This is a genomic window from Desulforegula conservatrix Mb1Pa, assembly GCF_000426225.1.
Taxonomy (GTDB): Bacteria; Desulfobacterota; Desulfobacteria; order Desulfobacterales; family Desulforegulaceae; genus Desulforegula; species Desulforegula conservatrix.
On record NZ_AUEY01000091.1, the window covers coordinates 1 to 14,057 of the forward strand.

9 protein-coding genes are annotated in these 14,057 nt (G+C 43.6%); 1 reads left to right on the top strand and 8 read right to left on the bottom strand.

Annotated features, from left to right (window positions below; all coding sequences use genetic code 11):
• Positions 1-62: 62 nt before the first annotated feature.
• From K245_RS0118640 to glpA, 4 genes are all read right to left on the bottom strand, one after another.
• Positions 63-257: a hypothetical protein gene (locus K245_RS0118640; protein ID WP_156906849.1), complete on the bottom strand. Its 195-nt coding sequence runs from the start codon at positions 255-257 to the stop codon at positions 63-65.
• A gap of 94 nt (positions 258-351) precedes the next feature.
• Positions 352-1,929 (bottom strand): aldehyde dehydrogenase family protein, encoded by a 1,578-nt coding sequence (locus K245_RS0118645; RefSeq protein ID WP_027360420.1) that lies wholly within the window; start codon positions 1,927-1,929, stop codon positions 352-354.
• A complete protein-coding gene (gene glpB / locus K245_RS0118650; protein WP_027360421.1) occupies positions 1,898-3,283 on the bottom strand; it encodes a glycerol-3-phosphate dehydrogenase subunit GlpB in 1,386 nt (461 codons plus the stop codon). The genes K245_RS0118645 and glpB overlap by 32 nt, the downstream gene beginning before the upstream one ends.
• A 4-nt stretch (positions 3,284-3,287) precedes the next feature.
• On the bottom strand, positions 3,288-4,841 hold the full coding sequence (gene glpA, locus K245_RS0118655) for an anaerobic glycerol-3-phosphate dehydrogenase subunit A (protein WP_027360422.1): 1,554 nt from the start codon (positions 4,839-4,841) through the stop codon (positions 3,288-3,290).
• A gap of 210 nt (positions 4,842-5,051) precedes the next feature.
• On the opposite strand from glpA, the gene K245_RS0118660 reads away from it, so the two are divergent.
• On the top strand, positions 5,052-5,852 hold the full coding sequence (locus K245_RS0118660; RefSeq protein ID WP_027360423.1) for a DeoR/GlpR family DNA-binding transcription regulator: 801 nt from the start codon (positions 5,052-5,054) through the stop codon (positions 5,850-5,852).
• A gap of 316 nt (positions 5,853-6,168) precedes the next feature.
• On the opposite strand, the gene K245_RS0118670 is transcribed toward K245_RS0118660, so the two are convergent.
• The 4 genes from K245_RS0118670 to K245_RS0118690 form a co-directional block, all read right to left on the bottom strand.
• Positions 6,169-7,266 (bottom strand): HD-GYP domain-containing protein, encoded by a 1,098-nt coding sequence (locus K245_RS0118670; RefSeq protein WP_027360425.1) that lies wholly within the window; start codon positions 7,264-7,266, stop codon positions 6,169-6,171.
• Positions 7,267-7,502: 236 nt separating this feature from the next.
• On the bottom strand, positions 7,503-11,795 hold the full coding sequence (locus tag K245_RS26975; RefSeq protein WP_051284401.1) for a PAS domain-containing hybrid sensor histidine kinase/response regulator: 4,293 nt from the start codon (positions 11,793-11,795) through the stop codon (positions 7,503-7,505).
• A gap of 421 nt (positions 11,796-12,216) precedes the next feature.
• Complete coding sequence (locus K245_RS0118685) at positions 12,217-13,668, bottom strand: exodeoxyribonuclease I (RefSeq protein WP_027360427.1); 1,452 nt, start codon at positions 13,666-13,668, stop codon at positions 12,217-12,219.
• 205 nt (positions 13,669-13,873) lie between these two features.
• Positions 13,874-14,057, bottom strand: a 184-nt coding sequence (locus tag K245_RS0118690) for a transposase (RefSeq protein ID WP_027360428.1), incomplete at its 5' end; no start/stop codon positions are given.

Consider the following 14,057-nt stretch of genomic DNA (forward strand, 5'->3'; position numbering starts at 1 on the left):
CTTGGAACCCTACAGGGCTTCCCCGGTTAATTTCCGCTCCCTGAGAATAATCACATCCTCAATCACTCGTGCAGTCTGTCCGAGTACCGGGCTTCGCCATATTTTGCAGCCTTACCCTCTGCACGAGCCGTATCAGGTTCGCTTTCGCTATGTACCATTCTCTTCCTGTCGCTTCCTTCAAACCCTACCGTTACCAGTAGCGCCCTTGCGATTCGGATTGATTTCCCCTCGGACGGGGTATCTCTGCTTTCTTTCAAACAGACGGGGGCACGGCTTTGCCGGGCAAACAAAAACCCATGCCTTTTAGGCATGGGCGTTACAAACGATACGAAACTTATGCAAAATAAGGAACTAATGCATTTCCATTAGCTTCATGATGTTCACATTCTCGGATGAAGATTTTGTTGCCACAAGGGATCTAATCGAAAAAGATCTCAAGGCATCGATTATTGAAAGAGTTCCTTCGGCGGAATCCTTTCTCCCTGTGAAAGGGAAAGAATCAGGCCCACGCTGACACTGGGTGTTGAGGTTTATTCGGCTTACCTGATGAGCAAGGCTTGTTATCAGATAGCCAAGCATAGCATGATCACCCCCAAAAAGAGAAACCTGCTGCCCGTAATCAGAATTTGTTATGTATTTGACTGGTGTATCAATATTTTCAAAAACTGATAATGGCACGACAGGGCCAAACTGTTCCTCCCTGAACAAGCGTCTGTCTTCCTTAACAGGAAAAACAAGGGCCGGCTTCATCATGGTCCCTTCTGAAGTCCCTCCACCCGGATTCAAAACCACAGAGCCATTTGCTTGTGAATCTTTTATGAGACCTTTCAGATAGGATATCTTTTCCATATCAGGCATTGGCGTGATCTGAACATCCTTTTCCCAGGGCATTCCGCATTTCATGGCCCCCATTTTTACTGCAAGCATATTTGAAAACTCGTCGACACAGCTTTCGTGGACAAACAGCATTTTCAAAGCTGTGCATCTCTGCCCATTAAATGAAAGCGCACCCTTCAGACATTCGTCGACGGTGCCTTCTATATTTGAGCCGTCAATTACTATCCCTGCGTTTTTTGCCTCAAGGCCAAGACAGCAGCGAAGCCTGTTAGGCTTTGGGTGAAGCGATCTGATTGCGTTTGCAACAGTGCCGGAACCGATAAATGCAAGAACATTGATCTCGCCACTACGCATTAGAGGAGTCACGAGCGTCTCTCCATCTCCGTAAATGACGTTCACGACTCCCTTTGGGAAACAACGAGCCATTGCATCAAGCATAGGCCTGAAAAGAAGGACGCCGTGCTTGGGTGGCTTGATTATAAGCGTGTTCCCCATAAGAAGGGCCGGAAACAAAAGAGTCAGGGTTTCATTAAGCGGATAATTATAAGGCCCCATACAAAGAACAACGCCTAGGGGAACTCTTTTAACCTGGCCGGAAACGCCTTCTTCCTCAACTATGCGAGAAAGATTGCGGGTCATGTCCTCAAGTGCCTGAATCGTGTTTTCTATATAACTGACAGTGCGATCGAATTCCTTTTCAGCGTCTGCAATCGGCTTTGCAATTTCCCACATTATCAGCCTGACGATCTCATCTTTTGAAGATTTCATTTCTGAGATAAAATCCATGACGCACCGACTTCTCTCCCTGACAGTCATCATGGGCCATTTACCGAATCCATTGTCAAAGGCATTTTTTGCTGAATCGAGTGCGGCGAGTGCCTCATCCCTGCCGACAACAGGATGGCAACCCACTCTAACCTGATTCAGGGTTCCATCCGAGGATCTTACACAGATCGGAGAATATACGTCTGTGGTCTGGCCGCCCCATTCAATCAAGCGCCCGTTTATCAGAAATTCCATCTGATCGACTGTATGGGACAGCCTGTAGTTTTCAGGTATTTCAGACTGCCTTGGAAAATATGATGTTTCCATGGTCTTCTCCTGTTTTGTCTAAATATTTTACTTCTGCTGATGCCAATGATTTTCCATCCATATCTATTTTAAAAGAGTCAACAGCCTTTGCAGCACTAGCAAAAGACAGGGCAGCGCCGCATTTTTCTATTTTCCAATCCTGACCCGCGAGAATTGATCCGGCGGCATAAAGATTATCTATAACCGGCCTGCCGTCTATGCCTACAGGCCTCATGCATTCGTCTGTTTCAACTCCAGACCTGTTTAGCGGGTGTCCTTCGGGATTGAAATATGATCTGAAATGCCATGAATCTCTATCGCAAGGCTGGATTACTGGTAACCCGAGCAGGGGTTCATAAATCCTTGTCCTGCCTGCAACAAGCCCTTTGGAAAGAAATCTGCCAGTCGATAAAACAAGACCTTTTGACCTGATTTTTGTCTTGAGAGAATTATGGTCAATGACTGATCCGAAAAAACCATTTTCGTAACTGATTTCCGAAATAAGATTCTGTCTAAAGAATTTTACTCCGAGACGCTCAAGCCCCTTTGTCATTGTTTCTTCAAACCTGAGGCCAGGAACAGAAGGAGGATAACCAGGGATTTCAAAGACTGGTACTCCGAGGAGCCCGGACATTTCACTTATAACCTTATCTGCCTGATATATTCCAAGAACCGCAGGAAAACCCACGGCCTTTATATCCTTTAAATATGGGAGAATGGACTGTGCCAGGATCATCCTGTTTCCAGGCAGATCAAGACTTCTGGCCGCTGACTCAGGGCAAAACGCTGTATTCTGAGCTGTTCCGGGAAACCTGATTTTTAAGGTTCTTACCCCGCAGTATCCGGAAATCCCCTGGGCCACCTGGGATGCACTGAAGCCTTTCATTCCCTCGAACTCCACTATCAAAACAGGCCAGCCATTTTTAATTGAATCGATCCCGGCTTTCATTGAGATAGGATAGCCATATGCTGTTCTTATGCTTCCGGCAGATGTCATGACCAGACAATTTTTATTGTCGCAATTTTCATATTTAAGACCATTTTCCGACAGAAAAGCCATGATTGAGTGAATGGAATTGCGGACATAACCAGGATTTATTCTTTTAAAAGGATGATCATCCGGAAGAATAGAAAACCCAGGGACTGGATCAGCTGTGACCTCTGAACAGATATCCATAAAATCAAGGAGCCCGGACATATACCTGCATCCTGATGTACCACCGCTAACGACTGTTCTGAGACCTTTGCCGGCAGCGAAAAAGGCCGCCGAGAGTCCGGCCAGGCCTTTTCCTGCAACAAGAACATCAGCTTCCAAAATTGAATCTTTATTAATGCTCTTTCCGCATATTTGGATGTTAGCCGCTATTTTAGTCATGACATTACTGCCTTTCTATTCCAAAAATTCCCATTTGTACTGATTCCTGGAGCTCCAGCTGGGCCGCTGCGTCTCCGCAAATAACAGGTCTTAATCCCTTCCATCTGCTTTGTGTCATTGACTTTATCTGCCTTATGCCGTCACGGCCCTTATAGATACCGCGCTCATGCAGATAGGCCGCAATCCTGGAAGAACAGCCGCAACCCTGGCACGGACCTTTACCAACCCTGCTCCTGAGAGCTATTTCATTAAGAGTGGGTTCTCTGCCCTGGCTTAAAAGATCATCCACGATCTCATCAACAATGTGTTCAGAAATCATCTCGCATTCGCAAAGCAACCTGCCACCGTTTTTTGCACTCAGAAAATAATGCTTTGCAGACGCGCAAGGAATGCTCCAGGATGTTTTTCTGCTGTCAGGCAACATTTTCGTTGCAGTCTGGCAGACGGCATCAATACCAAGCTTTGAACACACAAGATCAACTGTCTTTTCAGCCATAAGCCTGTATGTTGTAAGTTTGCCTCCTGAAATTGTAGCAAAATTATCTATGCCGTCGCCTGAGTGATCCCTCAGAACGTAACCTCTGCTGATGCAACGATGCTCTTTGTTATCTCCTGTATCAAAAAGTGGCCTTACACCTGAATATGCCCTAATGAATCTTGTGTCAGAAAATTGAGGAACCATAAGTGATGCTTCCTCAATCAGATAATCTGTTTCTGAAGGCTGAGGAAATGCGGAATCAGGATTCTCAATTATAGATGATGAGGTTCCTATTATGGATACTGTTCCACCAGGAACTATAATATCTCCATCCGAGGGACTTCTAAGCCTGTTCACAACAGAGCCTGTAATTCGGCTTGCCGAAACGATCAAGGTCCCCTTGCTACATCTTACAGGAATATAAATACCGGCGAGATCAGTCACCTTTGCCGCCCATGCACCTGTAGCGTTTATAATATAATCCGCCGTAATTTCAGATTCATCCCCTGCAATAAGGTTTCTGAATCTGACCTTTTCTATCCTGCCTTTGTGAATCCCAAAGCCAACCACCTTACTATAAGGCAGGAAAGTACAGCCATGAACTTTGGCATCTTCAAGATTTTCGAGTGTGAGCCTGAATGGATCAACTGTTGCGTCGCTTAAAGCATAGGCCGTAATAATTTTTTTACTCAGCGACGGCTCAAGCTCAAGTGCATAAGCAGTATCAAGAGCTCGAAATTCTATGTTCTCTTTAGAACATGATTCTTCAAAGTCTGAAAAATACTTTTCATCATCACCAGGAAGACCGACAAAAAGTCCGCCTGTATCCTCAATGCAGTGGGGAGCGATTTTTTTCAAGATCTCTGACTCCAGCGAACACTCTTCCGCTGCCTTCGGGTCTTTAACGGCGTATCTTGCCCCACTATGCAGAAGTCCATGGTTTGAACCAGATGCGCCGGATGCCGAATCACTCGCATCAAGAACCACGCACTCGACACCTCTGAGAGACAGATCCCGGGCAATCCCCGCGCCTGTCACCCCGCAACCTATTATCACTATTCTGGTATGACCTCTTACCATATCACCAAATCCTTTTCAAATAAAATCTGAACAAGATGATTTTTTAAACTTGTATGCAAATTTATATTCGTAATATAACATTATAAGTTTCATAATGCAACAATTTACAATTATGGCTTTAAAGAGCAACTTGAAACTCATAGGATATCATGTTAGCTTCGATTTTTTAGAGATAGACGAGAAACTATTATTCCAAACAAGGTGGAATGCATGGAAAATGATGACAAGAGGTTGAAGGAAATTGCCGCAAGTCTGCCTGAAAGACAGAAAAAAATACTTGCCCTCGTCCAGGGGCAGGGATATGCCTCAATAGAGGCCCTATCCATAGAATTTGACGTAACTCCCCAGACCATTCGAAGGGACATGAAAAACCTATGCGATCTTGATCTTCTGAAAAGATATCATGGCGGGGCAGCCCTGGGCTCAAGCGTCCAAAACCTCCCATATACAGACAGACAGGCCATATGTTCAGAGGAAAAAGTGCGCATAGCCAGAATGCTTGCATCCCACATTCCTGACAACGCATCTATTTTCATAAATATAGGCACGTCGACCGAAGCTGTTGCCAAGGAACTGCTTGGACACACAGGCCTTCGTGTGATTACAAACAATCTTCATGTTGCAATGATCATGAGTGAAAATACGGATTTTGAAATAATAATTACCGGTGGAATTTTAAGAAATCGTGATCTTGGGATTACAGGAGAAGCAACCATTGATTTCATCCGGCAGTTCAGGGCGGATTACGCCATCATTGGCATAAGCGGCATTGACCATGATGGATCACTTCTTGATTTTGACTTTCATGAGGTAAGGGTTACAAAGGCAATCATGGAAAACGCCAGAAAGGTTTTCATGATCGCTGACCATACTAAATTCGGACGCAGCGCATTGGTAAAATTAGGGGAAATTTCTGAAATAACATCGGTATTCACAAATGATGAGCTACAGCCCCACTTCATGAATCTTCTCAAGGAAACCGGAATTCAAATTTTTATTGCCAAGCAATAAAATCCTTGAGCCATAAAACAAAGACTCTGTTCCAGTCATTACGGCGCAGACCGGAATCTATAAATAGCTAAAATACAAAGATACCGGATCAAGTCCGGCATGACACCGACGCCTTTTTTGACTTTTTGCGAGACCATCAACTATTACTTTTAATAAAAAAGCGGTCTCAGGGGAGGCAGTAAGCCCCTTAAAAACAAAAAACACAGGAATCATAAGGGCATTTAACGACACAGTTGCGATGATAATAAAAAAAGATTTTTGAGGGGACTTAAGTAATTTTTTACAAAAGCCCCCTCCCCAAAAAAAGGAAGAGTGTTCATTCATCCGTTGAAAGATTTTCTTTTTCCTCGGCAAAATCTGCATATTCAAGTGCTATTTTTTTAAAGTCGCCCTCAATTTCCAGAAACGCGTCGATCATATCAGGGTCAAAATGCGTTCCCCTGCCATCGGCCATTATCGAAACAGCCCTTGAATGAGGAAAAGGAGGTTTATAGACCCGTTTGCTTATCAGTGCATCATAAACATCGGCAACAGCCATAAGCCTGCCAGCAATGGGTATATTCCGACCCTTAAGGCCCTGGGGATAACCTGATCCATCCCATTTTTCCTGGTGCGAAAAGGCTATTTCCTTTGCAAAGCGCATGAAAGAATTATTTCCGAGCTTTGCTTCAGCGCCCTTCAATATTTTATAACCAAGAAAGACATGGCTTTTCATGATTTCAAATTCTTCTGGCGCAAGTCTGCCGGGTTTAAGCAGAATGTGGTCAGGGACTCCGACTTTTCCGATGTCATGCAGGGGCGCCGAAATATATAAAAGCTCAATTGTTCTGTCATCCAGATATCCTCGGAAATCAGGATGGCTTTGTAATTTCTGGGCCAATAACTTTACATATCTCTGGGTTCTCAATATATGACCGCCGGTTTCCGGATCCCTGGTTTCTGCAAGGGATGAAAGACTGCTTATGGTAACTTCCTGGGTTAGCGCAAGTTCCCTTGTTCTTTCCTTTACCAGCTCCTCCAGATTATCCCTGTGACGTTTCAGCTCAAGATGATTCTTTACCCTTGCTTTCACAAGTTCAGGGCTGAAAGGCTTGGTAATATAATCAACTGCGCCCAGAGCAAGTCCTCTTGCCTCGTCCTTTTCTTCTGTCATGGCCGTAAGAAATATGACAGGAATCCTCATGGTCAGATTATTGGCCTTAAGTTTCTCGCATACTTCATATCCGTTCATGCCCGGCATTATAATGTCCAGCAGAACAAGATCCGGCGGATCTTGGAAAATATCTTCAATGGCGCTTGTGCCATCCATGGCAACCCTTACATCATAAAGATCCCCAAGCGTGTTTACCAGAACATCGACATTGGCTTCTGCATCATCCACCACCATAACTTTAAAAGTTGACAGATCGACCATGGCTCCGCCTCTTACAATTGGTTTATCGTTAAAATTAATTTAGGCCATCTAAAATTTACAAGGTCGCAAAAAGTCCGATTACCGTCATTCCGGCGCAGGCCGGAATCCAGAAGTATTTGATAATACAAAAAATGCAGGATCAAGCCAGGCATGACGCTTAAGCCATTTTTAGATTTTTTGCGACTCCATCAAAATTTGCTGTCATTTTGAGAAACAACGGTCAAAACGGACTTTTTTTATCTGAGCTTACTCATCATATCATCTATTATCACAGAAGCGTCCTTGTATTTATATTTACCCAGAAAGTTATCAAGTGCCGTTATCTTTTCTTTAAACTCATCTGGCCAAACATATGAATTAATCTGATTCATTTTCTGTCTGCTTGCAGCAGGCTGGCGTTTGCCTACACAAGAAGCAAGCTCTTCAAGAAGAACAAGAAGACCTTTTTCATCGCCCTTCTCCTGTGCCTCGGGCGTTTTCTCTTCAGTCGCCTTAGATGAAATTCCTTCAAGATCAACCATTATTTTATGAAGCTCATTTTCAAAGCGAAGAAGGAGCTCGTCATGATTATAAATTCCCATGTCATTTAGTGCTGACTCAAGTTCGGATGCCACATCCTGAAGATTTTCAGCGCCTATGGTTCCGGAAACGCCCTTGACAGTATGGGCAAGACGGACTGCAAGCTCCATGTCGTTGCTTGCAAGGGCAGATCTTATTCTGTCTGCAAGGCCCTCGTTGTCACGATGAAATTTAATTAATATTTCCCTGTACAGTTTTTCGTTTCCACTCACATGTGAAAGACCTGACTTAATATTTAAATTTGCAAAAACAGGAAGTAAATTTTTATCATCAAAAATTTTGGATTTTTTCTCTATATAGGATTCAGGAAGTTTCTTTTTTCCTGGCCTGATCCATTTTACCAAAGCATTGAATATATCCATTGGATCAACAGGTTTTGAAATATAATCATCAAGCCCCACGTCAAGAACTTTCTCTTTCACTCCCTGCATGGCATCAGCAGTCATGGCAATGATTGGAATTCTGCCTGATGCCATGATACCATTATTTTCATTGACAGGCCTGCTTTTTTCCCATGCCCTTATTTCGGAAGAGGCGGTATATCCATCCATGACCGGCATCTGAAGATCCATAAAGATTAAATCATAAAGCATCTTAGGAGGAGTTTGGGTGACTATATCGAGGGCAGCCTTACCGTTTTCTGCAACAGTCACAAAAAAGCCCTCATCCTCAAGCAGTTCACGCGCTATCTGTTGGTTAATCTCGTTGTCTTCCACAACCAGAATATGGGAACCGCGTATTTCATCAAAGCCAAAGGGCATTTTCAAACTATATTTTTTACTAGTGATATTTGATTCGCCAGGATGACCAAAAGCATTAACCACAGAGTCAAATAAAAGAGAGGGTGTCACAGGCTTGATAATAAAACCGTTAAGACCAATCTCGTCGGCCTGGTTCATTATGTCTTCCCTGGCATAACCAGTTACCATTATGATCTTTGGCGTGGCTTGACCTTCAAAATCATGCCTTATCTTGCGCGACGCCTCTATCCCGTTCATTCCTGGCATCTGCCAGTCCATGAAAATCAGGTCATATGGTTCCCTGCCTAGCCCGGATGAGCCGGCAAAAAGCTCAATGGCCTCTTTGCCTGAATTTGCGGTGTCAACCCTGAAAGTAAACTCCTCAAGATATCCTTTTAAAACTTCCGCAAATGTCATGCTGTCGTCAACAACGAGTACCCTCATTTGGCGAAGTGATTCGGGTATGATTTCGTTTTTTTTCATTCCATTTGCCAGTATGCCGAATCTTGCGGTGAACCAGAAAGTGCTTCCTTTGCCCAGGGTGCTGTTTACGCCTATTTCACCGCCCATCATCCCTGCAAGCTGCTTGCATATGGTCAGACCAAGCCCTGTGCCTCCATATTTACGGGTTGTGGAAGTATCTGCCTGCTGGAATGATTGGAACAGTTTCTCACACTGTTCTTCGGTCAGCCCGATACCTGTATCCCTTACCTCAAACCTTATCATGACATCATCATTGCTAATCCAGGCAGGAGCTATGGATATTACGATCTCACCCTTTTCTGTAAATTTTATGGCATTTCCTGCAAGGTTCATAAGAACCTGTCCCAATCTAAGCGGGTCTCCCTTTAAAGCACGCGGGACATCATGATCTACGGCAAATACCATTTCAAGCCCCTTTTCCTGGGCCTTTATGGTTACAAGACTCGAAAGATTGTTAAGAACCTCATCCAGATCAAAATCTATGAATTCCATCGAAAGCTTGCCGGCTTCTATCTTGGAAAAATCCAGAATATCATTGATCACACCAAGCAGCCCCCTTGCAGATCTTTGAATTTTTTCCGAATAATCCTTCTGCTTGGAATTAAGCTCTGTCTTCATAAGAAGATGGTTCATACCGATGATCGCATTCATGGGAGACCTGATCTCATGGCTCATGTTCGCAAGAAAATCGGCTTTTGCCCTTGATGCGTACTCCGCGAGTTCCTTGGCCTGGCGCATGGCCTCCTCGGCCTGTTTTCTTTCAGTAATATCATAGAACCAGGTAACCAGTAGGCGATCATCTCCTAAATCCAACCAGCAGGCAGTTATAAGAACATCCACAGACGACCCGTCTGCCCTCCTGCATTTGGATTCGAAATTTCTTACCATTCCGTTTTCTCTAAGCTCATCCATAAGCCTGAAGCTGTCTTCGTCATTGGCCCATAAATCGGAAAGGCGGAGAGTCTCAATTTCATCCGCAGGCATCCCTAAAAGCTCTGCAAGCCTTGGGTTAGAAAAAGACTGAACTCCGTCATAGGATGTGATGATCACGGCAGCCGGACTATTGCCCAGGATACTATGGGTTCTGCGAAGATTCTCCCTTATTGCCTCATCTATTCTTTTTCTGTCGGTAATATCGTAAAAAGCCACGACCGCTCCGGCCACAGTCCCATTATCCCTGATAATCGGGCTGCAAATGGCATCGACAGGAAAAGATGTGCCATCAGAGCGCCAAAACACATCATCCTGCAACCTGACAACCTCTCCTTTAGTAAGTGATACCAGCATAGGGCACTCTTCCAAAGGGAAAGCACGGCCATCAGGCCGTGAGTGATGCAAAAGACTGTGATTTTCTTTTCCGATAACATCTTCTGACGATTCGTATCCAAGTATTTTAAGGGCTGCCGGATTACAAAAAGTAATATATCCACTACAGTCAATCCCAAAGACACCCTCTCCCAGGGCATTAAGGATATGCCTGGTCCTTGCCTCGCTCCTTGCGACATGATCAAAGGCGTCTTTAAGGCGCGCCCCGTCCAAAGCTGACATAATTGCATTGCCTGTACTTATGGCAACTTTTTCAACCCATTCGAGTTCATCGTCACGAAGGGCATCTTCGACAGCCATTTCGATAACAGCAAGGATCTGCCCCTTGCAGGTCACAGGAATATGATAGGCCATGCGCATGGGTATTCCGCCAAACCCTCCGACCAGGAGATGCTCCGCGCCAGAAAGCCTGGTGGCTATAGTTTTTGCAAGAGCGGCAGCCCTGCCCACGAGCCCTTGGTTATATCTGAAGCTGATCCTGGTATCTGCCGTGATTTCATACCCAAATGAAAAATGACGGTTATAAGTCTTTTCAGAATCATTATTCGAATCCACAAATATTGCGGCCATGGGGATTTTCAGAAAATCGGCCATCCCGTTCAGGGACACGGCCACAACCCCGTCGAGGGTATTTTCCCTGTATAAGGCGGAAGCAAGCCCTCCAAGCGCCTTCTCGAAATCAACGCGCCTCTCTGCCTGTCTGGACATGCGGCCAAGTTCTTCTGTTCTGTCGCAGATACGTTTTTCAAGATCATTATTTATAACTTCAAGCTCACCTCTAAGCCTCATTTGCTCTTCAAGGTCTTTGCCCGTTCTTCTGGAAAAAAGTATGCCGACCCAGATGAGAAGAAGTAGCGCGCAAATCCTGATACCAAGATCTGCCTCCCTGACCACCCTGAACTGTTCTTCTTTTGACTTGATATCTCCAAGAATTATATCAACCGTTTTCTGGCTGCCGGACGTATAGATTCGTTTTGTCTTGATATATTCATCGCCGAAAAGAACATATCTTGAGTCATCCCACTTCTCTTCCTTCATCAGATCAAGGGCTTTTTTTTCTAGAAGCACGAGCTTTTGATTGGCATCAATCACAGATGCAATCTCCCGTCTTGCTTCTTCATTATCGGCAAGCGCGAGCACCCGTTGAATAGTCGAGTCAAGTTCATTTAAGACATTATCATAATCAGAAGCATGATCTATTTCGCGAGAAATTGAGGCCAGATAGAGCATGTCAGTCAGTTTCAAATCAAGCCTGACAATTTTTTCAATGCCGAGTCTTATTTCAAGGTTGGTTTTGTGAGTTGAGGATATCTCATGATCAAGATAATAACCCACAATTGTTGTTATTGTCAGAATCACAACTGCAGAATACAAAGCGCCGACACTTTTAAGAAAATTCATGATGCCGCCAGTTATGTTATTTTAATGTTATAAAAGAAGAAGCCTGAATGTAACGGAAAAACACAAGAAAAAATTTACAATAATTAAGCTTGGGCAAAGGCCCTGTTCGCGTTAAATGCTGAAATCCGAAGAACAAATTATTTTTTAATTTGATGGTCCCGCAAAAAGCCAGAAAAAGACATCAGCATCATGCCGAACTTGATCCGGCATCCAGTTATTTCAGACAGTTCTGGATTCCGGCCTGCGCCGGAATGACGAAAACCGGACTTTTTGCGACTTTGTCAAGTTTATTCCCCTATTCAACGCTTAAACGAATATGCCTCATGAATGCCGCTATTTTCATAAAATGGAATAGCAGAGACGTAACAAAACAAGAATAAGTTAACCTTTTTCCGAGCATAATCCAAATCATTTATTATTTCTAAAGGTCTATTTTCCTGTCAATGAACGCTGAAACAATATAGCCTCTTAAATCAGATAAAATTCTTTGCTGCTCAATATCAATCGTCCGTTCAGTCTTGCCGGACAAGATATCATCTATTGTATTCAGAGCAGATTCAGGAGTCAGCTTTCTATCGCCTCTGTGATCTACAGGTATGATATTTTCATTGCCTGGCAAAAGACTGTTTATGCAGAATTTATGTTCTGTCATTATTTCTGCAATATCAAGAGACTCGGGATAGTTTCTGAAAAGGATACGTTTTGCAATCTGGGAAGGAGTCTTTTCACGGAATTCCTTCAGCATTGAAACCTTGGACTGAAAATCAGCACGGATAAATCTGCGGCCAAGCTCCTCTGTTTGTTTTGAAATAAAGCCATTAACATAAAGAGCCGCGTCTGCATCTACATTCGGTACTTCGGGGTATCTGAAGTTGGCGTGATAATTAATAATGACCGAGAATATTTCAGGATTTGCTTTAAGCCATTTTATATTATCAGAAGCTGTTTTCATCCTTTCATCTGAAACATTCTTTAAGAATCTATCAGATGGAGGCAGCATGAATCCAGGCTCACCAAGTCTTTTTCTTGCAACTCTCGTCGTTTCATGAACATTATCAAGTGTAGAAGAAGGTATTTCAGGAAGATCGAGTCTGAGCCACAATGTCTGATTCTTATATGGTATTGAGCCTCCAAGCAGAAGCACAGGAGCGTGGTGTGAACCTGAGTATCCAAGATCGCTATTTACCATGAGCCCCATTCTATGTCTTCCGAACTGGCTCTCAAATGCTACAGGAAGTTTTTCTATCCTTGATGAATCATCATTTTTTGAAAAATACCCTGAAATATATTCCCAAACATCTTTGAAACCAGATAGTTTTTTTGCAAGCCCAAGTGTAACTTCGACATCGACCATCGCATCATGCGCCATTCCTTCGGCAAAGCCATTGGCTTTGTTTATCTCCTCAAGTTTTAAAGTCGGCTTGCCTTCCTTTTCAGGCCAGATGATCGCGTCTTTTTTATAATAAAAATAAAAAATTGCAGCGGCGAATATATCCATCCTGTTACAGCCAGCAGCATACTGATGCGTATAAGGAGAAAGAAGATTCCTGTAAAATGAGAACCTTAAAAATTCATCATCAAATCCCAGAGTGTTATACCCAAGACTGATTGTTCCCGGCCTGTTCACCAAAGCATGAATCTTTGAAATTCCATCCAATTCACAAAGCTCATTTTCATCACGCCCAAAGGTCATATGCGTAAGAACAGCCTCAGGTGACGGCACAACATCAGGTCGTAGCGCCACCCTTATATTATGTCTTTCAATTTCATTGAATCTTTCGTCTGTGCGTATTGAGGCAAATTGAAGAATCTGGTCAAACGCCTTATTGAGACCCGTGGTTTCAATGTCGTAAAAAAGGAAGGTTTTTTTCATTATATTTTTATCTCTGTCCCCGATAAGTGTGGAAAGATTATATTTTAATAAGTGTTTAATATTTTAAACTAAAATCGGCCTTCGGAGGGTCGCTTTTTGAAAAAAGCTCCGCAAAAACTTTATAGTCACCGACCACCGGCAAAGCCGGTGGCATGGAATTCTGAACCGCTCAAAGCGGTAAAAAATGGGGATCACCTAAAGGTGATTAATCAAACAGTCTTAACTGTTCAATTCTGCGGTCCTCATATTCTTGTTTTCTAATATACTCTCGAACCGCCAGCTCATCTTTGCCAACTGTCGAGACATAATAGCCTCTTGCCCAAAAATTCTGACCAGTAAAATTCTTTTTCCGGCCACCATAATTCCTTGCAGTGCTTATTGCACTCTTC